22 protein-coding genes and 2 pseudogenes are annotated in these 20,861 nt (G+C 67.6%); 13 read left to right on the forward strand and 11 right to left on the reverse strand.

From position 1 onward, the window contains the following. The first annotated feature begins 90 nt into the window (after positions 1-90). Genes OHA25_RS18675 through OHA25_RS18685 form a run of 3 tightly spaced genes read left to right on the forward strand, consistent with a single transcriptional unit; the run spans position 91 to position 3,499 of the window. Positions 91-840, forward strand: a complete 750-nt coding sequence (locus OHA25_RS18675; RefSeq protein ID WP_327588831.1) for a succinate dehydrogenase cytochrome b subunit — start codon at positions 91-93, stop codon at positions 838-840. Further along, on the forward strand, positions 837-2,762 hold the full coding sequence (locus OHA25_RS18680) for a fumarate reductase/succinate dehydrogenase flavoprotein subunit (RefSeq protein WP_327588832.1): 1,926 nt from the start codon (positions 837-839) through the stop codon (positions 2,760-2,762). Before OHA25_RS18675 ends, OHA25_RS18680 begins: the two co-directional genes overlap by 4 nt. Beyond that, on the forward strand, positions 2,759-3,499 hold the full coding sequence (locus tag OHA25_RS18685; RefSeq protein WP_305920940.1) for a succinate dehydrogenase/fumarate reductase iron-sulfur subunit: 741 nt from the start codon (positions 2,759-2,761) through the stop codon (positions 3,497-3,499). The genes OHA25_RS18680 and OHA25_RS18685 overlap by 4 nt, the downstream gene beginning before the upstream one ends. A gap of 46 nt (positions 3,500-3,545) precedes the next feature. On the opposite strand, the gene OHA25_RS18690 is transcribed toward OHA25_RS18685, so the two are convergent. Both OHA25_RS18690 and OHA25_RS18695 read right to left on the reverse strand, forming a co-directional pair. Next, a complete protein-coding gene (locus OHA25_RS18690) occupies positions 3,546-4,043 on the reverse strand; it encodes a hypothetical protein (RefSeq protein ID WP_327588833.1) in 498 nt (165 codons plus the stop codon). A 67-nt stretch (positions 4,044-4,110) separates the two neighbouring features. Further along, positions 4,111-4,749, reverse strand: coding sequence for a TetR/AcrR family transcriptional regulator (locus tag OHA25_RS18695; RefSeq protein ID WP_327588834.1), 639 nt, complete (start codon positions 4,747-4,749; stop codon positions 4,111-4,113). A gap of 110 nt (positions 4,750-4,859) precedes the next feature. Here OHA25_RS18695 and OHA25_RS18700 point away from each other — a divergent pair, with 110 nt between their 5' ends. The 5 genes from OHA25_RS18700 to OHA25_RS18720 all read left to right on the forward strand — a co-directional run bounded on the left by OHA25_RS18700 (position 4,860) and on the right by OHA25_RS18720 (position 9,923). After that, positions 4,860-5,582, forward strand: a complete 723-nt coding sequence (locus tag OHA25_RS18700; protein WP_327588835.1) for an SDR family NAD(P)-dependent oxidoreductase — start codon at positions 4,860-4,862, stop codon at positions 5,580-5,582. A gap of 531 nt (positions 5,583-6,113) precedes the next feature. Next, entirely contained in the window at positions 6,114-7,598 is a 1,485-nt protein-coding gene (locus OHA25_RS18705) for an AAA family ATPase (RefSeq protein ID WP_327588836.1), read from the forward strand. An 82-nt stretch (positions 7,599-7,680) separates the two neighbouring features. After that, positions 7,681-8,244, forward strand: coding sequence for an RNA polymerase sigma factor (locus OHA25_RS18710; RefSeq protein ID WP_327588837.1), 564 nt, complete (start codon positions 7,681-7,683; stop codon positions 8,242-8,244). Next, complete coding sequence (locus OHA25_RS18715) at positions 8,241-9,458, forward strand: CU044_5270 family protein (RefSeq protein WP_327588838.1); 1,218 nt, start codon at positions 8,241-8,243, stop codon at positions 9,456-9,458. Before OHA25_RS18710 ends, OHA25_RS18715 begins: the two co-directional genes overlap by 4 nt. Before the next feature lie 129 nt (positions 9,459-9,587). Continuing rightward, positions 9,588-9,923 carry a cupin domain-containing protein gene (locus tag OHA25_RS18720; RefSeq protein ID WP_327588839.1) on the forward strand — a complete coding sequence of 112 codons (336 nt, stop codon included), beginning with the start codon at positions 9,588-9,590 and terminating at the stop codon, positions 9,921-9,923. A 16-nt stretch (positions 9,924-9,939) separates the two neighbouring features. On the opposite strand, the gene OHA25_RS18725 is transcribed toward OHA25_RS18720, so the two are convergent. The 3 genes from OHA25_RS18725 to OHA25_RS18735 all read right to left on the reverse strand — a co-directional run bounded on the left by OHA25_RS18725 (position 9,940) and on the right by OHA25_RS18735 (position 13,886). Further along, on the reverse strand, positions 9,940-11,394 hold the full coding sequence (locus tag OHA25_RS18725; RefSeq protein WP_327588840.1) for a multicopper oxidase family protein: 1,455 nt from the start codon (positions 11,392-11,394) through the stop codon (positions 9,940-9,942). A 78-nt stretch (positions 11,395-11,472) separates the two neighbouring features. Next, positions 11,473-13,290 carry a sensor histidine kinase gene (locus OHA25_RS18730; protein ID WP_327588841.1) on the reverse strand — a complete coding sequence of 606 codons (1,818 nt, stop codon included), beginning with the start codon at positions 13,288-13,290 and terminating at the stop codon, positions 11,473-11,475. Further along, positions 13,281-13,886, reverse strand: coding sequence for a response regulator transcription factor (locus OHA25_RS18735; RefSeq protein ID WP_327588842.1), 606 nt, complete (start codon positions 13,884-13,886; stop codon positions 13,281-13,283). The genes OHA25_RS18730 and OHA25_RS18735 overlap by 10 nt, the downstream gene beginning before the upstream one ends. Positions 13,887-14,010: 124 nt before the next feature. Here OHA25_RS18735 and OHA25_RS18740 point away from each other — a divergent pair. The 3 genes and pseudogenes from OHA25_RS18740 to OHA25_RS18750 all read left to right on the forward strand — a co-directional run. Then, positions 14,011-14,296: pseudogene (locus OHA25_RS18740) on the forward strand (RtcB family protein); the annotation flags it as partial. A gap of 49 nt (positions 14,297-14,345) precedes the next feature. Further along, complete coding sequence (locus OHA25_RS18745) at positions 14,346-14,747, forward strand: hypothetical protein (protein ID WP_327588843.1); 402 nt, start codon at positions 14,346-14,348, stop codon at positions 14,745-14,747. A gap of 221 nt (positions 14,748-14,968) precedes the next feature. Further along, positions 14,969-15,622 (forward strand): 4a-hydroxytetrahydrobiopterin dehydratase, encoded by a 654-nt coding sequence (locus tag OHA25_RS18750; RefSeq protein WP_327588844.1) that lies wholly within the window; start codon positions 14,969-14,971, stop codon positions 15,620-15,622. Between the two features lie 300 nt (positions 15,623-15,922). Here the strand turns inward: OHA25_RS18750 and OHA25_RS18760 are convergent, their stop codons facing one another. From OHA25_RS18760 to OHA25_RS18775, 4 genes are all read right to left on the reverse strand, one after another. Then, positions 15,923-16,189: a hypothetical protein gene (locus OHA25_RS18760; RefSeq protein WP_327588845.1), complete on the reverse strand. Its 267-nt coding sequence runs from the start codon at positions 16,187-16,189 to the stop codon at positions 15,923-15,925. Between the two features lie 595 nt (positions 16,190-16,784). Then, a complete protein-coding gene (locus tag OHA25_RS18765; protein WP_327588846.1) occupies positions 16,785-17,285 on the reverse strand; it encodes an RtcB family protein in 501 nt (166 codons plus the stop codon). Between the two features lie 163 nt (positions 17,286-17,448). Then, the gene (locus OHA25_RS18770) at positions 17,449-17,778 is read right to left on the reverse strand and encodes a hypothetical protein (protein WP_327588847.1); all 330 of its coding nucleotides are present in this window, start codon (positions 17,776-17,778) and stop codon (positions 17,449-17,451) included. Next, complete coding sequence (locus tag OHA25_RS18775) at positions 17,775-18,008, reverse strand: hypothetical protein (protein WP_327588848.1); 234 nt, start codon at positions 18,006-18,008, stop codon at positions 17,775-17,777. Before OHA25_RS18775 ends, OHA25_RS18770 begins: the two co-directional genes overlap by 4 nt. Before the next feature lie 292 nt (positions 18,009-18,300). Here OHA25_RS18775 and OHA25_RS18780 point away from each other — a divergent pair. Continuing rightward, positions 18,301-18,690, forward strand: a pseudogene (locus tag OHA25_RS18780) (RtcB family protein); the annotation flags it as partial. A gap of 25 nt (positions 18,691-18,715) precedes the next feature. After that, positions 18,716-19,387 carry a phosphotransferase gene (locus tag OHA25_RS18785; RefSeq protein WP_327588849.1) on the forward strand — a complete coding sequence of 224 codons (672 nt, stop codon included), beginning with the start codon at positions 18,716-18,718 and terminating at the stop codon, positions 19,385-19,387. On the opposite strand, the gene OHA25_RS18790 is transcribed toward OHA25_RS18785, so the two are convergent. Then, positions 19,384-20,193, reverse strand: a complete 810-nt coding sequence (locus OHA25_RS18790; RefSeq protein WP_327588850.1) for an SDR family oxidoreductase — start codon at positions 20,191-20,193, stop codon at positions 19,384-19,386. The genes OHA25_RS18785 and OHA25_RS18790 overlap by 4 nt on opposite strands. A gap of 40 nt (positions 20,194-20,233) precedes the next feature. Continuing rightward, the gene (locus tag OHA25_RS18795; RefSeq protein WP_327588851.1) at positions 20,234-20,854 is read right to left on the reverse strand and encodes a phosphotransferase; all 621 of its coding nucleotides are present in this window, start codon (positions 20,852-20,854) and stop codon (positions 20,234-20,236) included. Positions 20,855-20,861 lie beyond the last annotated feature (7 nt).

Genomic DNA, 20,861 nt, shown 5'->3' on the forward strand with positions numbered 1-20,861 from the left:
CGCACATACCAGCATCATAGCTTCTGGCTATGGAAACCAGGCCCATGATGACTTGGACGGATCATCGCTGCGTACTTAGCGTCTGAAGACGTGACTGCGACGATTGAGCGCGGTGCCGCGACCGCGCCGGTTCCCGCTCCCAAGAGCACTACAACGCGTAAGAAGGCCGGCGGGTTCCTCGGCTCGTCGAACGGCAAGAAAGCCGTGATGGCCGTCACGGGTGCCGTGATGGTGCTCTTCCTCCTCCTCCACATGCTCGGGAACCTCAAGATCTTTCTGGGCAAGGACTCCTTCAACGACTACGCGCACGCGCTGCGCACGCTGCTGGAGCCGCTGCTGCCGTACCGGACGCTGCTGACGATCCTGGAGGTCGTCCTCGTCGCGTCGGTCGTCCTGCACATGTGGGCCGCGATCTCCCTCTCCCGGCGGGCCGGCAAGGCCAGGCCGGTCAAGTACGTCGCCAAGAAGCCGCAGGCGAACGGCTACGCCACGCACATCATGCGGTGGGGCGGACTGACGATCGCGCTCTTCGTCGTCTGGCACCTGCTCGACCTGACCTTCGGCGTCGTCAACCCCAAGGGCTTCGACTCCGCCCCGGCCGACCGGATGGTCGCCGGCTTCGAGCCGTCCCGCTGGTGGGTGACGCTGATCTACTTCGTGGCCGTCGTCATGGTGGGCCTGCACCTGCGGCACGGCATCTGGAGCGCCGTGCAGACGCTCGGCTGGGCCAACCGCAACCGCTACCGGGTTCTGAAGGCTTCGGCCGCCCTGGTCTCCGCGGTGCTGGTGATCGGCTTCCTGGCGCCGCCTCTCGCGATCACGTTCGGAGTTGTGAAGTGAAGTACACCGAAGGTTCGGAGATCCACGACACCAAGGCTCCTGCCGGACCCATCGAGGAGCGATGGGAGAAGCGGAAGTTCTCCGCGAAGCTGGTCAACCCGGCCAACAAGCGCAAGCTCACCGTGATCGTGGTCGGCACCGGCCTCGCGGGCGGCTCGGCCGCGGCGACGCTGGGCGAACTGGGCTACAACGTCAAGTCGTTCTGCTACCAGGACACTCCGCGCCGCGCCCACTCCATCGCCGCGCAGGGCGGCATCAACGCCGCCAAGAACTACCGCGGCGACGGTGACAGCATCTACCGGCTCTTCTACGACACCGTGAAGGGCGGCGACTTCCGCGCCCGCGAGTCGAACGTCTACCGCCTGGCCCAGGTGTCGGTGAACATCATCGACCAGGCGGTCGCGCAGGGCGTGCCGTTCGCCCGCGAGTACGGCGGCCTGCTCGACACCCGCTCCTTCGGCGGCGCCCAGGTCTCCCGTACGTTCTACGCCCGCGGCCAGACGGGCCAGCAGCTGCTGCTGGGCGCCTACCAGGCGCTGGAGCGGCAGATCGCGGCCGGGACCGTGACCATGCACACGCGGCACGAGATGCTCGACGTGATCGTCGCCGACGGCCGGGCACGCGGGGTCATCGTGCGCGACATGGTGACCGGCGAGATCGAGCGGCACCTGGCCGACGCCGTGGTGCTCGCCACTGGCGGCTACGGCAACGTGTTCTTCCTGTCCACGAACGCCAAGGGCTGCAACACGACGGCGATCTGGCGGGCGCACGAGCGCGGGGCGTACTTCGCCAATCCCTGCTACACGCAGATCCACCCGACCTGCATCCCGGTGTCGGGCGAGTACCAGTCGAAGCTGACGCTGATGTCGGAGTCGCTGCGTAACGACGGGCGGGTGTGGGTGCCGCTGCGCAAGAACGACACCCGCGCCCCCGGGGACATCCCGGACGACGAGCGCGACTACTACCTGGAGCGGATTTATCCCGCCTTCGGGAACCTCGTCCCCCGTGACATCGCCTCCCGCGCCGCCAAGAACGTCTGCGACGAGGGCCGCGGCGTCGGCCCCGGTGGCCTGGGCGTCTATCTGGACTTCCGGGACGCCATCAACCGCCTCGGCCGCGACGCCGTCGAGAAGAAGTACGGCAACCTCTTCGAGATGTACGAGCGCATCACCGGCGAGAACCCGTACGACGTGCCGATGCGCATCTACCCGGCGGTCCACTACACCATGGGCGGCCTGTGGGTGGACTACGACCTGCAATCCACGATCCCCGGCCTGTTCGTCATCGGCGAGGCCAACTTCTCCGACCACGGCGCCAACCGCCTCGGCGCGTCCGCGCTGATGCAGGGCCTGGCCGACGGATATTTCGTCCTTCCGACCACCATCGGCGACTATCTGGCCGCCGGCCCGTTCGGCGACGTCGACGACGCGGCCATCGCCGAAGCCGAGGTCAAGGTCAGGAACAAGATCGACCGGCTGCTGTCCGTGAACGGCACCCGCACCCCCGACTCCTTCCACCGCGAGCTGGGCAAGCTCATGTGGGACTACTGCGGCATGGAGCGCACCGAGGAGTCGCTGCGCAAGGCCCTGGAGCGCATCCCTGAGCTGCGCGAGGAGTTCTGGCAGAACGTCAAGGTCACCGGCACCGCCGAGGAGCTGAACCAGGTGCTGGAGCGCGCCGGCCGCGTCGCCGACTTCTTCGACCTGGCCGAGCTCATGTGCCTGGACGCGTTGATCCGCACGGAGTCCTGCGGCGGCCACTTCCGCGCCGAGTCCCAGGACGCCGACGGCGAGGCCCTGCGTGACGACGAGCACTTCGCGCACGTCTCCGCCTGGGAGTTCTCCCCTTCCGGTGAGCCGGTGCTGCACAAGGAACCGCTCGAGTACGAGTACGTCAAGATGACCCAGCGGAGTTACAAGTGAACCTGACCCTGCGCGTTTGGCGTCAGAGCGGCCCTTCCGACGACGGCCGGATGGTGACGTACAAGGTGGAGGACGTGTCCCCGGACATGTCCTTCCTGGAGATGCTCGACGTCCTCAACGAGCGCCTCATCCTCGAGGGCGACGACCCGATCGCCTTCGACCACGACTGCCGCGAGGGCATCTGCGGCATGTGCGGCATGGTCATCAACGGCGTCGCCCACGGTGAGCAGCGCGCCACGACGACCTGCCAGCTCCACATGCGCCACTTCGAGGACGGCGCCACGATCACCATCGAGCCGTGGCGGGCGGCCCCGTTCCCGGTCGTCAAGGACCTGGTCGTGGACCGCAGCGCCTTCGACCGCATCATCCAGGCCGGCGGCTTCGTCTCGGTCCCCGCCGGCTCGGCCCCGGACGCGCACAGCGTCCCGGTGCGCAAGGAAGACGCCGACGCCGCCTTCGACGCGGCCACCTGCATCGGCTGCGGCGCCTGCGTGGCGGCCTGCCCGAACGGCTCGGCCTCCCTGTTCACCGCCGCCAAGATCACCCACCTGAGCCTGCTCCCGCAGGGCCAGCCGGAGCGCCTGTCGCGCGCCAAGGCGATGGTGGACCAGATGGACGCGGAGGGCTTCGGCGGCTGCACGAACACGGGCGAATGCACGGCCGTGTGCCCGAAGGGCATTCCGCTGGAGACGATCGCGCGTATGAACAGCGACTACCTGAAGGCGAACGCCAAGTAGGAGGCCGCCACCGGCCCGGGAGATCAGCCCGGGCCGGGCAGCCGGTTCAATGAGCGCCCACCAGGGTCTTGAGCGCAATGATGGCCAGTCCCAGCACGAGGTTGGCGGCCCCGGAAAGAACCATGGCTCGCGCGGAGTAGCGGGCCGTGGCGGCGGATGCGACCGCCCAGGCGACCTGGCTCGCCACCGCGACGACCAACGCCACCCAGGTGGCTCCCCTGTCGGACAGGCCCAGCGCCGAGGCGAAGGCGGCCCCTATGGCAGGCGGGAACGAGGCCTGGGCCACCGGCCAGTCCTGACGAGCGACTACGCGCAGGCGCCGCCAGGTCAGGGCGTAGGTTCCGTGGGACACCACCAAGGCGTAAACGTGGGTCAGCCAGAACACCACACCGGTGCAGATCAACACCACCACGAGGTCGCCCGCTGAGAGCGGCGTGCCGTCCACCGCGCTGCCGGCCACGACCGAAGCCGCCAGCAGCGAGCCGTACACAGCCCCCGCGAACTCGACCCGTTCCGGTCTTCCCTTGGTATCACGCACGTCCACATCGGGAGCCTTCCCGGCTCGAGGGGTTGGCGTGCGGGATGATGCCTAGTCTTGGGCTGTTCGGGGATCAGGAACACTCCCGCATGATGCGTGCCAGCTCATCAGGCGTCATGGGCGGCTCCGGCAGCGGATGAGCCGCCGAAGCACGGAACCCGTCCAGTATCAAAGCCAAATGCCGTCGCCACGCCTGCGGCCGCACCGCCCCCGTGGCCTCCACCGTGCGGGCGATCCCCCAGGTCACGAACGCCATGTCCTCCAGCGTGCAGTCCTCCCGCAGCACGCCGGCCTCTCGCGCTCGCCGCACGATCCGCTGCATCAGCTCGTAGCCCCGCGCATGGTTCTCTGAAGGGGGCGCGACCTGCGGGACCCGGCGCGAGACGAGGTCGTTGTAGCCGCGATCGGCGGCCTGCAGCTCGCACACCCGCTCCAGGAAGTGCACCAGTCCGGCCCATGGATCCGCCATCGACAGAGCGTGCTCGGCGATCCGCGCGACTGTGGCCGTCCGGTCGGCGAAGACGGCGTCGATGAGGTCGTTGCGGCTCGGGAAGTGGTTGTAGAGGGTTCCGTTGCTCACCCCGGCCGTGCGGGCGATCTCGTCCAGGGCCACGTCCAGGCCCCGTGTGGCGAACAGGTCGCGGGCGGCCGCCACCAGCAGGTCCCGGTTTCGCTGTGCGTCCCTGCGCAGGGGCTTGGCGTGCGTCGGCATGCTGCCATCGTACCGAACTTGAGAACAGTCCCAACTTATGGCTAGGCTCCAAGCGGGAGAAAGTTGGGACTGTCCCCAACTTTGCTGGATCGATTAAGGAAGGATTTGCCATGCCTAAAACGCTGGCCATCTTCGGCGCCGGTCCCGTCCTGGGCCTGTCCGTCGCCCGCCGCTTCGGGCGCGAGGGCTTCCGCGTCGCGCTCGTCGCCCGTACCAGGAAGAACCTCGACCACCTCGTCGCCGAGCTCGCCCGCGACGGCATCGAGGCGGCCGGCTTCATCGCCGACGTCTACGACCGCGGCCAGATCGCGAACGCCGTGACGGCGATCAAGGAGCGGTACGGGCGGATCGACGTCGCGGAGTTCAGTCCCGGCGGCGGGGATCTAGGGGACGGGATCGTGTCGACTCTCGACGTCGACGTCGACAACACGCAGCTCATCCTGGACCGCTTCCTGCTCTCCGCGGTCGCCCTGGTGCGCCAGACCCTCCCCGACATGGTCGAGCACGGCGACGGCGCCATCCTCTTCACGGCCGGACAGTCCGGCATCCACCCGGTCCCGTTCCTCGGAAACGCGGGCATGGCTCAGGCCGCGCTGCGCAACTACTTCCATACGCTCAACGCCGTCCTTGCCGGCAAGGGCGTCTATGTCGGGGCGGTCAACGTCGGCGCGCTGATCGAGGGGAGCGTGCCGCACCAGGCCATCGCGTCGTCCCAGGAGCCGCTCGGGTTCGAGCCGGAGGTCATCCATCCGGACGTTTTCGCCGAGGCCTTCTGGGACCTGCACTCCCAGCGCGATCGGGTGGAAGCTCTGGTGGGGAGCTTCGGCCGATAGTGAGGACGGAGAGGCGGCATGGCTCCGCTACACCAAGGTGAACATCTGGGAGGACCCTGGAGCGGCGGCCCTAGTGCGCTCGGTCGCCGACGGGAACGAGACCGTGCCGACCGTGACGGGTGGCGGGCAGAGCCATGGTCAATCCGTCGAAGCGGCAGGTGATGGAGGCGGTGGCGAAGTACCGAAGCCGACGTAGCGAGTGTTGCGCAAGCCGGAGGGTCTGTTCCGCCGCGACGCGGAGTTGAGGAACGGGCCGACTTTGATCGTGGAGTTCCCACTGCTCCGCCGGTCTCTGCACGCTTACCGATGCCCGGTCGGACAAGCAACCCAAACTGCTGCTGTTCCCACTCAGGGATTCGGCGACGACTTCGGCGAGGTGGCGCGTGGGCGCGGACGCGGAGCCCGTCCATCTGGGCAGGGCTGGCTCTCAGTCGGATCCCGCTTGACGGCTTGAGATGCACCGCGATGTTGGCTGATTAGTATGTTTCCTTGCATACTAATTAAGTGACGTCAATGGCGAAGCCTCCGCGAGTGCTGTCTCGTGATGCCGAGTGGGCGGCCCTGGCGCAGTTTGTACGGCATCCGGATCCCCGTCTCCGGCTGGGCGTCGTGTCGGGGCGGCGCCGGGTCGGGAAAAGTTTTCTGCTTCGTGCGCTTGCCGAGGCCACCGACGGCCTCTACGTCTCGGCTGTGGCGGAGGAGAGCGTTGTCGCGGCGCGGCGCCGATTGGCCGCGGAGATAGCACGCTATGCGGGTATCGGCCCAGAGTTGATAGCAGATGCGAGCTGGGAAGCTCTCCTGTCCACCGCGATCGAGCTGACGGCCCGCCGCCGCGCAGGAGTGTTCGTTATTGACGAGTTGCCTTACTGGATGGCGCATTCCCCGGAACTGCCTGGTCTGCTCCAGTTGTTGTACGACCAGTCTCAGGCCGGACAGGGTGTGACGGGTGGACGAGTGATCGTCTGTGGCTCGGCCATGTCGGTGATGAACAATCTGCTTTCCGGTACGAAGGCGCTGCGTGGGCGGGCGGCGATCGATCTTTGTCTCCACCCCTTCGACCTGGCCACCACGGCAAGACACTGGGGGATCGGCGACCCGGGGGCCGCTCTGCGGGTGCATGCCATCCTCGGCGGAGCCCCGGGTTATCGCAATCTTGCCAACGTGGACCCTCCCCAGTCGACCGATGAGTTGGACGACTGGGCCCCCGCCACCGTGCTGGACCCCCGGCAGGCGCTCTTCTCCGGTAGCGAAGCGGAGTACCTGTTGCGGGAGGATCCCAAGTTCACAGGGAGTGCCTTGCACTACGCGATCATCAATGCGGTCGCGAACGGCGCCACCAGTCCGGCGAAGATCGGCGGATTGCTGGAGCAGCCGCGCTCGTCGTTGACCCGGCCCATTGAAGCTCTGGTGAGCGCGGGGTACCTGTCGTACGACACCGATCCGCTGTGGGAAAGGCGGCCAGTGATCACGGTGGCTGATCCCATCGTGCGTTTCCACAATCTGATCACTGTGCCGCAGCGCGACCTCGTGGAGACGGGGCAGTCTACGGAGGCATGGCGGCGGTCGCGACCTACATTCGTCGCTCGCGTTCTGGGACCTCACTTCGAGAGCTGTGCCAGAGCGTGGCTCCGTGGGCAGGCAGACCCGGCTCTGCGAGGACACGCCAGCGTTGTGACGGGAACCGTCGTCAACGACCGGAAGGGACAGGCCAAGAACGAGATCGACGTCGTGGCACTGGACAAGCGGGCCGGAAGGGCGGAGATCCGGCTCATCGGAGAGGCGAAGGCACCGGTGACCCGGCGGAGTGCGGCCGATCTCGACCGTCTCGACAGGCTTAAAGAGTTGCTGGCCGAGCACGGGCATGACACCGGGTCGGCGGTCCTGGCCCTGTTCTCGATGGAGGGTTTCCAGCCGGACCTGGTCAGTACGGCACGGCGCAGAGGGGATGTTCTGCTGGTCGGCTTGCCCGCCCTCGTCGATGCCGGTGATCCTGTGGTCGTTCCTGGCGCTCGATGAATGGAGAAGCGGTGTAACAACGAGGGGGTTCGGACCACTTCCTGGTGTCAGAAGAACGCATCCGGAACGAAGGGGCTGGGCGGTGGCGGATGATGCGGACCGGTTCACCGGCATGTACGACGAATGCCGACAACGTGTGTGGGCCTACGTGGTCAGTCGCGCGGGGCGGCAGGTCGCGGACGAGGTGTTGAGCGAGACGTTCGCGATCGCCTGGCGGCGGCTCGACGACGTGCCGGAGCCTGCTCTGCCGTGGTTGCTCGGCGTGGCCAGGAACATCCTGCGCGACAACGTACGGGCGGAGGCGCGCAGGGAGGCGCTGGCCGCCGAGTTGCGGGCCTGGACCGAGGGTGACGTTGCCGAGCAGGTGACCGAGCGGATCGGGGTGTTGCGGGCGCTGGCCGCCTTGCCGGAGGACGATCGGGAGATTCTCCTCCTGGTCGCCTGGCACGGGCTGTCGCCGAAGGAGGCCGCCCGGGTCGTCGGGTGCTCGTTCGCGGCGTTCCGGGTCCGGTTGCATCGGGCTCGCAAACGGCTCAAGCAGGCGATGAACGAGGCCGTGGAGTCGGCCGCGGTCCACCTGCGCGCTCGCCCCCAGACGCACCCGTCCCTGCCTCACGTCCGGAGCTACAACGAGGAGTTGTCATGAATCCCATCGACGAACTCAGGGCCGCCAGGCCTGCTCATCTCGGTGACGGCCCGGTGGACGAGCGCACCAGGGCCGCCGAGCTGTCCTACGCCATGTCCCGGCCGAGGCAGGCGCGGCGGCGGCGCAAGGTCGTGCGGCCGGTCTGGGGACTGGGGCTGGCCGGGGCGGCGGCGGCCGCTACTGCGGTGGTCGTGGTGATGGCGGGGAACGGGGCGGCGCCGACCCCGCGGGCGCCGGACGGCGGCGGCCGGATCGCCACCGCCACGGATGCCCCGGACGGCACCGGCTCGACGGCGGACCCGGATGGCAGCGGCTCGACGGCGAGTCCGGACGGGACCGCCGCGCCGCGCGTCACGTTGTCGGCGCGGGACGTGCTGCTGGCCGCCGCCGCGAAGGCCGACCGGCAGACCGAGAGCATCGGCGACTACTGGCACACCGTGTCGGTGAGCCGGACGTTGTCCACCGTGGCGAAGGGCGGCTACGACATGGAGACGGAGAGCCGGGACGAGATGTGGACGCCCAGCGCAACCGGTGGCGAGCAGTGGAGCCGTAGCCAGATGCTCGGGACGCGACCGGCCACCGAGGAGGACAGAAAGGCGTGGGAGGCGGCCGGGTCGCCGGAGAAGGTCGAGGTGGCGGTGCCGGGCAAGGGCGGTTCGCTGGTCCTGGAGACGGGGACGGCGTCGGGCAAGGTGCGCACCAGTCACAGCCCGCTGGTGGACGGGGACAAGGTGTTCTGGCTGGGCCGGAACGTGACCATGAAGGATTTGCGCGGGCTGCCGAGCGACCCGGACGACCTCAAGAAGTGGCTGCTGCACTCGTACGAGGGGCATGACACGGAGTCCTCGAGCACGCCGATGGCCTCCGACGTCTGGCTGTTCAAGGTGAGCGCGGGCCTGATCACGGACATGCCGGTGACGCCGCAGGTACGGGGTGCGGCGTTCCGCATGCTGGCTGAACTCGACACCGTCAAGGTCATCGAGAACGTCACCGACGCCCAAGGCCGCCAGGGCACCGCGGTCTCGATCGAGGAGCGCATCAAGAGCGGCGCCGTCCTGGAGAACCGGCTGATCTTCGACGAGTCGACGGGCCGGGCCCTCGCCAACGAGAACGTCGTGGTGAAGCCCGGTGGGTTGCAGGCGGAGTTCGAGCCCGGGGAGGTGTTCAGCTCCACTGCGGTGCTGGAGGCCGGCTGGACCGACGACAAGCCGTGACGGCAGGGCCCAGCCGGCCGACTCGTGGCTGATTGGTTCGAGAAACGGTCCAATTTAGGGCTATTGGCTCTGGGAAGGGGCCGACGGCGGACGGTTCGATGGAGTCCTGGACTTTCGAGGAGGAACGTCATGAAGATCGAATCGCCTGCCGCGGTGTCGATTCCGCAGGTCATCCGTACGCTCCCGGGCCCCTTCCAGCAGCGGGAGCTGGCCCGCGCGAACGACGCCGTGGTGCGGGTGGCCCAGCTGCACGGCGAGTTCCCCTGGCACGATCACGACGAGGACGAGCTGTTCCTGTGCTGGGACGGCACGTTCAGGATCGAGATCGAGGGTCGCGACCCGGTCACCATGGTGGCGGGCGACGTCTTCGTCGTGCCCAAGGGACTGCGGCACCGGCCGGTCGCGGACGAGCCCGCGCACGTGCTGCTGGTGGAGCCGGCCGAGACCCGGCAATACGGCAGCTGACCTGCCGCCGGCGGCGCTACATGTGGTGGGCGGTTATCGTGCGGGGCACTTGGTTCTCAGTGCCCGGCTCCACGACCACGAACTGCCCCATCATGCCGGAGTCCTCGTGCCGCAGGATGTGGCAGTGGTACATGTACGGCGTCGCCGGATCGGTGAACCGGCCGAACTGGACGGCGAGCCGTACCGTGCTCTTCGGCGGCACGTAGACGGTGTCCTTGTGGCCGCTCGCGTACGCGGGAGGTTTCTCCCCGTCCACGGCGAGCACCTGAAATGCCACCTCGTGGATGTGGAAGTTGTGGGCGTAGACCGTGTTCTCGATCTCCCAGATTTCCGTGGCGCCGGCGGGGACCACCTCGTCGATTCGCGACAGGTCCATTTCCTTGCCGTTGATGGCGTCGTGGCCGTTGAGCCGGAACCGGCGGACCTTGGCGTTCCGGGGGACCACGATCGGAGTGGGGGTGGCCAGGCGGGCCGGCAGGCGAGGGGAGGCGGCGAGCCGCGGCGCCGCGACGATCTTCAGAAGGTCGAAGTCTCCCTCGTCGATGTCGTCGGACCCCGAGACCGTGCGCAGGAATACCTGCTCGCCGGCGACGAAGGTCACGACGACCTCCACGCGCTCGCCCGGGGTGAGGGAGACCTGGTCGACCTGGACCGGCGCCGGCAGCAGGCCGGCGTCGTTGCCGACGACGTGGAACGCGCGGCCGTCGGCGAACGTGAGGTGGTACATCCGGGCGTTAGATCCGTTGAGGACCCGAAAGCGCACCCGCTCGGTGCGGACGTTGACGAAAGGGGCGTACGTGCCGTTGACCAGGATGTGGTCGCCCAGGATGCCGAAAGTGCCTTTCAACGGGTCACCCGTCGGTGAGCCGTCCTCGGCGAGGCTCTTGTCCTGAAGGATGAGGGGGACGTCGTCGATCCCGTACGTGGCGGGGAGCGCGGCTGTGGTCCGGTCGTCGATGATGAACATGCCGGCGAGGCCGCGGTAGACCTGCGTGGCGGTCTTGCCATGTGGGTGCGGGTGATACCAGGACGTGGCGGCTGGCTGGTCGATGGTCCAGTGCGGACTCCACGTAGCGCCCGGTTCGATCATCTGGTGCGGCCCGCCGTCCATCTTCGCGGGCAGCCGCATTCCGTGCCAGTGCACGGTGCTCGCCTCGTCCAGCCGGTTGGTGACCGCCATCTGGACCCTGTCGCCGCGTGCCGCCCGGATCGTCGGCCCTAGGTGCGGGCCGTTGAACCCCCAGGTCTCGACCGGCTTTCCGGCCAGGATCTCGCTGCGGCCCCGCTGCATCGTCAGTGCGTATCTCCGCGTCCCGTCCTTGTCCACCTCGGGCTCGAGCAGCGGGGGCACGCGCAGCTCGGTGCGGAAGGCGGCCGGATCGCGCGGAGCACGGGCGCCTGCGGCGCCGGAGCCGCAGGCGGAGGCGAGGCCGGAGAGCGCGGCGGCCGCTAGGAACTGTCGACGATTCATGGTCCCCGGTTGATCTTTCGTGTCAGTGTGGCGGATCCACTGTGAGGTACCGGGCGCTCCCCGGCACAGTCGCCGGATTCACCTCGTAGGTGTGAGATCCTCATGATCGACTGGTGCACGGGCGAGGAGCTCGAAGCGGTCACCGATCCGGGTGGTGGTGAGCTCGCCGCCGATCGCCGCCAGGCGGGCACGCAGGCTTCGCAGCCCCGTGCCGGGCTCGTCGGAGTCGGGGGCGGCTCCGTCGTTGGCCACCCGCAGCCGTACGCGGCCGTCCTCGACGACGATCTCGATCAGGCACTCGCCCGGCGTGCTGTGCCTCAGCACGTTGGTGACCGCCTCGCGCAGCACCACCGCGAGCACGGGCTCGACCGGCCAGGGCACGGGAGCGACATCGATCCGCACGCCCGCTCCCGCCGACTCCAGCACCACTCTGGCGGAGTCGACCTCGTTGGCCAGCGACAGGCGCCGGTCCGGTGTGCTCAGCCGGGCGGTGTCGGCGAGCGCGGCCCGCGCCGCCTGCGTCACCCGCTCGAGTTGCCCCATCGCCCGGCTCGGGTCCGCCTCCAGCAGCCGCAGCGTGAGCTCCCCGTGCAGGACAATCGTGGTGAGCCCGCGGCCGAGCAGGTCGTGTACGTCCCTGCCCACCTTCAGCCGTTCGCGCAGGGCTGCCACCTCGACGAGCTCGGCCCTGGTCTGCTTGAGCTCGGTGACGAGAGCGACCAGCCGGGTCAGGCCGTAGACCGCCAGGGCGGTGGACAGGGTACTGAAGGATCGGTAGGCGGAAGCGATCGGGCCCCAGGCGTGCCAGGCCTCGACGGCGGGGAGACCGCAGATCACCACGCACAGCGGCCACGACACCGGCGCCTGCACGTAGAGCAGGACCACACCGGCGAAGAACCCCGATACGAGGAGCCCGGACGCTTCGCCTTGCACGAGCGGTGCGTAGATGGTGAGCGCCTGAGCGGTCATGGTCCAGGCCAGGCCCCTGGGCCGGGTGCGCGTGCGCAGGGCGGCCAGGTGCCAGAACTGCAGGCCGAAGGTCACGGGCAGCAGGGCCAAGTAGCCGACGTCCCCAGAACCGGGATCGAGCGTCTCGTCGGCGGCGAAGTTGAACAGCGACTGCCCGATGAACAGGACGTGCGTGACGACAAGGATCGGCGTGGCCAGTCGTAGGATCCGCGTGTCGTCATCGCGAGGCGGGACCGGGATCGCCGCTTCGGCGGGCGGCAGGGACCGTACCTGCTCCAGCGCCTCCCGCGCGACGGTGACGGCCCGGGAGATCGCTATTTGCGCCGCCTCCATGTCGCCTTGGCCCCGAGCGCGCCGCGCCAGCCGTTCGACGGCGGACACGCTGCTCACGACCAGGCGGTGTACGTGCCCCCACAGCCGTAGCCGTTCGACCTCGCCGGCCCTGGCGGCCAGCTCGGACCGCTCCCGCTGGACCCGGTCCAGCAGGTCGGCGAGCCGGCTGAGGCCGTACAGCATCAGGCCGACAGTGAGGGGGGCGACGACTGCGTAATAGACGTACACGGGAGCGAGGACCAGCGCGGACGCTATGGCGCCCTCGGCGACCGCGATCAGCCCGAAGATCAGCCAGGCGGAGGGACCGTGCACCACGAGGAGAGCCGAGGCGGCGACGAATCCCGACCCGCCCGCCCGCCAACTGTCGGCCTCGGCCAGCAAGGGCAGGTAGTTCAGTACGGCCTGCACCGGGAAGAGCACGGCGGACAGGCGCCGTCGGCCCGGCAGCGAGATCGGCAGCTGGAGGGTGGCGACCCCGATGATGCTCGCCACGGTCAACGGCCCGGCCGAGGCCTCGCCGAGGTGGAAGCTCACCCGTATCAGGCACGTCACGCAGATGAACACGGTGACCAGGCGGGCTGGGCTCAGAGCCAACCGGCCTCCTGGGCGATCCGGACGGCGTGCAGCCGGTTGCGGGCGTGCAGCTTGGCAACGATCCCGGTGAGGTAGTTGCGTACGGTGCCCGCGGACAGGAACAGCGCCTCGGCGATCTGCTCCACGTCCTCGCCGTCAGAGAACCTCCCGAGCACCGCCAGCTCACGCGGCTTGAGCGGGCTCTCGACCACCTCCAGCGCGGCCACGGCGAGCTGGGGATCGATCACCCGCTCACCTGCCGCGACCCTCCTGATCGCATCGGCAAGCTGATCCGGCGGGGCGTCCTTGACCACGAATCCGGAGGCCTGGGCGGCGAAGGCCTTGCGGACGCTTCCCGGGCGGCCGAAGCTCGTCACGATCAGCACCCGGCATCGCGGCAACCGCCTGCGCAGCTCGGCCGTGGCGGTGAGCCCGTCGATGTGGGGCAGCTCGACGTCGATCACCGCCACGTCCGGCGCGTGTTCCAGCGCCATGGGCACGATCTCGTCGCCGGTCGCCGCCTCCGCGACGACCTTGATGTCGGGTTCGAGCTCGAGCAGTGCGACCAGTGCCCCTCGGACCATGTGCATGTCCTCGGCGAGCAGAACCCGGATCATCCATCGCCCCTACCATCAGGACACACTTTCGACCCATTTCTACCATCTCGGGAGATCTTCATTGTGGATCATGAAGAATTCACTGTCGGCCTCACTGCTTGGGGGGTCGACAACTCGCGCTATTCGGTTGCCGTGGGTGCACGGGGTCGCCGTCATGCCCGACGTTCACCACGGCAAGGGCGCGACGGTGGGGTCGGTCATCGCGATGCGGGACGCCGTGTCGCCGGCCGCGGTGGGCGTGGACATCGGCTGCGGGATGACGGCCGTCAAGACGTCCTACAAGGTTTCGTAGCTGCCGGACAACCTGGCCTACCTGCGGGGGAAGCTGGAGCAGGCGGTGCCGGTCGGGTTCCACCACCACAAACACGGTCGATCCCGTGAAGGTCTTCGGGATGAAGACGGCCGAGTGGGCGGAGTGCACTCTGTCGCTTGATTAGCTCTGTCCATCAGAATGGGGTTGTGACGAACAGCGTCAAGGCACCCCCGATGCCCGGCACTCTCAAAGCGGCTCAGTTCATCATCACGCTCGAAGTGGCTTTCGGCCTGGTGGGCCTGGCATTCACGCTGGCTGGCTTCTTCTCCACCTTCGATTGGGGCATCCTGCCTGCCCTCATTTATGCCGCAGGAAGCATCGCCCTTTTCGGATGGCTGTTGAGCCGATGGTCGAGCCGCCGAATGTACTTACGGTGGGCAATCATCGCCGTGCACCTGCTGGTTATCGGCGCCAGTATCCTCGACTTGGCCCGCTTCTCCACTGTGACTTGGAATGCGGTGTTCGGCTATCAGATACTCTCTTGGGCCGTCATCGTCCTGCTCCTCCTGCCCTCGGCTGGGCGATGGTTCAGCGAGTCCCGCGCCTGATGTAGCGGCAGGCTCAACGCCTGCTTCGTTCAGCCGCCGATCGAGCAAGCCTCGTCGCGTCATTCAGTTGATAATTGGCAGCGACAGAGCTGAGGCCGACACGATTCTCAATGGAGTTGTCAAGGTGTCGGCGTACTCCTTCGGGAGCGGAGCTGAGAACGGGCAAACGTGTAGATCCATGACTGGCTCGTCGTCGGGTGCCTGACATGCAAGGATGTCGTATGAGCAAGCTGACCGGGCAGCAGATCGCAGACGAAGGGCTGGACGGGTGGGCATACCTGCTCGGCGGCCTGCAGACCCGTATCCACACCAAGAACTTCGCGACCGGGCTCTCCGTCGTCAACGCCATCGGCGCGGCAGCCGAGGGGATGAACCATCATCCCGACCTCAACCTGCGCTACACCCACGTAGACGTTCGGTTGACCAGCCACGATGAGCGCGCGGTCACAGGCCGTGATATCCGGTTGGCCCGCATCATCTCCTCCATCGCGGCCGACGCCGGGGTGCAGTTGGAGTCCTCGAACGTCTCCCGGCTCGAGCTCGCCCTCGACACCCCGGCCGGAGAGTCGATTCTGCCGTTCTGGGCCGCGGTGCTGGCGATGGAGCATCTGTCCGGCCCCGACATCGGCGACGAACTCCGCGACCCAGCCGATGTTCTGCCGACCGTGTGGTTTCAGACGTCCGGCGGGGAGGAACCCCGCCAGCGCTGGCATCTGGACGTGTGGGTGGATCCCGCGCAGGTTCAGCCACGTATAGACGCGGCGCTCGCCGCCGGCGGCACGCTGGTCAGCGACGTGGAGGCGCCGAGCTTCTGGGTGCTCGCCGACCCCGAAGGCAACCGTGCCTGCCTGTGTACCTGGCAGGCCCGTGGCTGATAGCAGCCGGCACCTGCCCGCGGCCCGGCAGCAGAACAAGGGCGTCATCTGGTCGGTCGTAGCCGGCTCTGCACAGGAACCCGTACGCCGACGCAAGGTGAACCGCTATGCCGCTTGAGGACGTGGCGGGATTGCCTCGTAGCAGCGCCGGTCGCGGATGAGTGCCCACAGCACGTTGACCCGTCGCCTGGCCAGGGCCAGCACGGCCTGGGCGTGGAGCTTGTCTTCGGCACGTTTGCGCTCGTAGAAGGCTCGGGAGTTGAGGTGGCACCGGGTGCTCGCCGAACTATGAGAATGCGCTCATGCTTGCTGGTCGGTCCCGACGATGAGCGTGTAGTCAACGCCTGTGCGGAAGCCGCCAGAGGACCCGCGGATGATGAGTGTATGACGGCCGGGCTTCAGCGGTTGGAGGCGTACCCAGATACCGCAAGCATAGGATGTAGTCGTTCCTTCTTCGCCGGTCAGAGGATTGCCCGTTACACCCGTCACGGCGACGTTGTCGTCTTTCATCCGTTCCGGCGTGACCACCTTGCCGTCAAGGGTGGCCTTGCCTTTCGCCGTGGCCATGAACTCCCTGCATTGTGCCTCGGGGCCAACCTGATTCACCAGGGGGAAGACCACCTGCCGTCCCGCGGGGACTCTGCATGTCCGCTGCACGGTACCGCCAAAGGTCCCCGCGAGAAACCACACATCATCTGGCTGATTCCGGTCGCAGAACTCCCCGGTCGTGTCCGTCACAGGGTTCGTGCTCTCGTCCTCGGAGGCCGCCCACGTCCACCAACGTCCTTGGATGGTCTCCGCCGCCGCGGCCGCCGACTTCGAGGATACGACGCCGTACGGGCCGCTCTCTCGGGCTACCCCACAGCCAGCGAAGAGACCGAGGACCAGTAGAAGTGGTATAGCGAATCTAGGGGACATTCGAGAAGTATAGTCTCAATGAGCACAAAGTGATCAATGGTTCTATCGTGACGATCGTGTCTCGAATGGGGAGTAGGGGATTGCCCTTCAAAGCGAAGGCATGCCGAAGCGGGGGATATTTCCAGTTCGGTGGCTGTTCCGTCAGAGCGTCCAAGATAGGGCTCCGCGCACACCCAGATCTAGGGGATGCCTCGTGCCCAGCATTACTTTGCTGGCACTGGCGAGACATTCCCGTTCTCGGACATCATCCCTTGTAGTTGAAGATCTGGCGCAAGGTGTGCTGGACCTCGACCAAGTCCTTCTGATCGGCCATTACCTGATCGATCGGCTTGTATGCCTCAGGGTGTTCATCCACCAGGGCGGCGGCGCGATCTATATTCCAGGTTCGGCCGCTCATCGCCTCGGTCAAGGAGGTAGCTGACAGCTCACGCTTTGCCTTCGTGCGTGACATAGGGCGTCCCGCACCGTGGGAACAAGAGTTGTACGACTCCGGGTTTCCCCGGCCGCGCACGATGTACGAGCGTGTGCCCATCGAGCCCGGGATCACGCCTTCGTCGCCTTTGTCGGCCTTGATGGCGCCCTTGCGGGTGATCCACAGGGAATTGCCGTAGTGGGTCTCCTGCTGAGTGAAGTTATGATGACAATTCGACGTAAGGATGTTGTCCTCCAGCGCGAAGGCGTGGGTGCCGTCCACCACGGCGCAGAACACCTCCTCGACCCGGTCGGTCTCCTCGACAGCGGACACGGTCCCCTCGATGCGCGGCGGGAGGCGGCGGTCATGGTGTACGTGGGAGAGCCACCTCGCACGTCACCCCGCGTGCTCGTCCCGGTTGAGGGCGGGGCCGTCAAAGGCGGTCCGGCTCAGCGCTTACCAGCATCCCTGATCGTCGTAACGCAGGAGCAGGGATTCACGCTGACAGCAGTAGTTCGGCCTGGTCGTCCTCCGACAATCCGGCCTCGTGTAGTCGGGTTAGCAACTCTCGGTGCGCCTGCCACACCTCGGCCGGTATACCGGGAAGATCGTAGACATACTCGACGGTGACTGCCGTGTCCTGGGAGACGCCCAGGACGAAGTGTTTGACCGACTCGACCGCCACTCGCAGCTCCCCAAGCGTCTCGGCGGACACGCCGGAGCGCATGGGGAGGCCAACGGGGGCGGCGTACCAGACATCGGCGTCAAGATCGAGGGCGTGTTCCCGGGTCACTTGGAACGTCAGACGGTGAACGGAAGAGGTCACTGCAACCAGTCCTTCCCGAAGACATGCTCAAGATCCGCCTGCAGGTCGTCCAGGGCCCGAACGCTGATGCCCCTCACCGGCACAACCGTACGAGCCACCACAACCTGATGGTGGTCGTAGAGCAAGAGTAGGCGAACCAGTGGCGTCGTCTCGCCCCAATCGACCCGCAAGTCTCGCTCACGCGCCAGCTTGTAGATCCGATCCCAGATCTCTGGATAGGAGGTCAACACACAGTAACGGTACAACTACGTGAATGTCTGGCGTCGGTGGAGAGGAGGATTCGGTCGGCAAAGGGTTGGACGCGGTCCTGGCCCGACCTCTTTGACGACAGAGGATCGGCATGGCGGTCCTGTGTAGGCCGTGGCGACCCCCGCCACCCGTACTGAGATTGACCTTGAGCTGGTCTTCTGCAGTGTGCTCGTCCTTCGCCTTGTCCACGCTGGCGCGCTCGTAGCTCACCACCGAGATGAGATCCATGCGCCCGCCCCTCACTAGAACCGCATACCTGGTTACAATTTGTAGCACCACAACTACGTGGCGGAGGAGCGGTATGACGGCGTGGACGTCCTCGTCACGAGGAAGGGCGCCATCCGGGCCGGCTCCGGTGAGCTGGGGATCATCCCCGGCTCGATGGCCACCGGCACCTACATCGTCAAGGGCCTGGGCAACAGTCTGGCGTTCAACTCGGCCTCGCACGGGGCCGGACGGAAGATGAGCAGGACCAAGGCCAAGAAGACGTTCACGGTCAAGGACCTGCAGGAGCAGACGCTGGGCGTGGAGTGCCGCAAGGACCCGGGAGTGATCGACGAGATTCCGGTGGCGTACAAGGATCTGGAGTCCGTGATGGCCGCCCAGACCGACCTGGTGGAGGTCGTGGCCCACTTGCGGCAGCTCATCTGCATCAAGGGGTAGCCGGATCCATCGGTAGGTTGAGCGTATGGTGATCGGCGAGCTGCTGGGCTCGGGGCGCAGTGCGGACGTGTACGCGATCGACGGCGACCGGGTGCTGCGCCGATACCGTGCCCCGATCGACGTCCGGCGGGAGGCGGCCGTCATGGCGCACGTGGCGCGGCACGGGTTTCCGGTGCCGGATGTCTATCCCCGTTCCGGTGATGGGCGCGCCCACGATCTGGTGATGCGGCGGCTGTCGGGGCCGACGATGTTGCGGGCGCTGGCCGACGGGGAGATCTCGCCCGCGGAGGCGGGCCGGGTCACGGCGCAGCTGCTGCGGCGGTTGCACGCGATCCCGGCCCGGATCTCCGACGATCCACGCGATCGGGTGCTCCACATGGATCTGCATCCGGACAACGTGATGCTGACGCGGGCCGGCCCCTTCGTGATCGACTGGCCCAACAGCATGGAGGGGCCGCCCGGGGTGGACTGCGCCATGTCGGCGGTGATCGTCGCACAGGTCGTGGTGGACGAGGAGAGCGAGCTCGCGGTGCCGGCGCGCGAGATGCTCCTCGCGTTACTCGATGAGCTCGGCGCCGCGATGGACTACGGTGACGGGCTCGATCGGGCCAAGATCAGGCGAGCCGCGGATGAGGCGCTCTCCGCACGGGAGGTGGGGCTGATCGACGCGGCGGTGGGCCTGATCAGGGAACTCTAGGGATGCCAGGCGCCCTGGGCGGCGGCCTCCGTAGCGTAGGTCTCGAAGGGTTTGGGCGGGCGGCCCGTGACCTGGCGCACTGCTTCCGAGACCGGCTGGTCGCCGAGGTCGCGGAGTGCGGCGAATGCCTTGAGCTCGGCCATCGCCTGCTCCGAGAAGCCCGTCGCCGTCAGGTAGTCCTCGTCTTTTCCCCGGTAGTGGATCTCTCGGCCGGCCGCCCGGGCGATGATCTCCACCGCTTCCCCGAAGGTCAGCGAGCGCGGGCCGGTGAGCTCGTAGGTCCGCCCCGCGTGGCCGTCCTTCGTGAGGGCCGCGGCGGCGACGGCCGCGATGTCGCCGGCGTCGACGAACGCCTGCCGGACATCTCCCAGCGGCACCACCACCTCGCCTGACGCCATGATCGCGGGCTGGAAGAATCCTTCGTCGAAGTTCTGGTTGAACCAGCTCGGCCGCAGGATCGTCCACTCGGCACCCGAGTCGCGGACGGTGCGCTCGGCGGACATCAGGCGCTCGTCGCCCATGGGCTCGATGGCCGTGCTGGACAGCAGCACGATGCGCCGGACGCCCCGCTCGACGGCCAGGGACATGAACCGCGGATCGACCGGGATGCCGTCGGGCGCCATGAGGTAGACGGCGGAAGCGCCGGCCACCGTGGGCTCCCAGGTGCTCGGCTCGGACCAGTCGAAGGTGGTCTCGCCGCTCCTGGACGCCGCCCGCACGGCGTGGCCGGAGGCACGCAGCAGGCCGGTCACCCGCCGGCCGGTGGAGCCGGTCGCGCCGAGGACAAGGATCACATGCTGAGCCATGCCCCGAGTCAAGCAAAGGCGACCGACAGAAACGCAGCTGCTACTCAGTCCAGGAAGCCGTGGTGTCGAGGCGGCGGCGCCAGAGCTTCTCGGCGTCCCCGCCCGGCTCCCACCGGGCGCAGAAGTCGAGCAGGTCGCGGCAGCGGGCCACCATGGCCGCCTGCCGCTCCGGCCATCCCGGGACGGACCCGTCGTAGGCGGCGAAGAAGTGCGGGAGCAGCGGCACGTGCTCGGGGTGGTGGCTGCGGATGATCCACTCGCACCACGCGAGGTCCTCGACCGGCCGCCCGGGGTGGGCCCACTCCCAGTCCAGGATGGCGGTCGTCTCGAACGTGGCCGGGTCGAACAACATGTTCTGCGGGCCGAAGTCGCCGTGCACGATGCCCAGCCGATGGATGCCGCCCAAGATCCGGCCGCACTCCGTGAGGACCTCCACCGCGCGGCCCTCATCCAGGAGGTCCTGGCCGTGAGCGCCGGAGACGAAGCGGGTGGTGAGGCTCGTCTCGGTGACCTGGTGAAGGCGCGGGACCGGGAGGCGGCCGCGCAGCCGGCGCAGGTATCTGCTCTCCGTACGCAGCCTGAAAGCCGCCTCCGGACCCTGGTAGCACTTCACGACCAGGGCGCCGTCGCCGACTGTGCTGTTGGTGTACCCGTGCTTCACAAGGGTC

This window comes from Nonomuraea sp. NBC_00507, from assembly GCF_036013525.1.
GTDB lineage: Bacteria > Actinomycetota > Actinomycetes > Streptosporangiales > Streptosporangiaceae > Nonomuraea.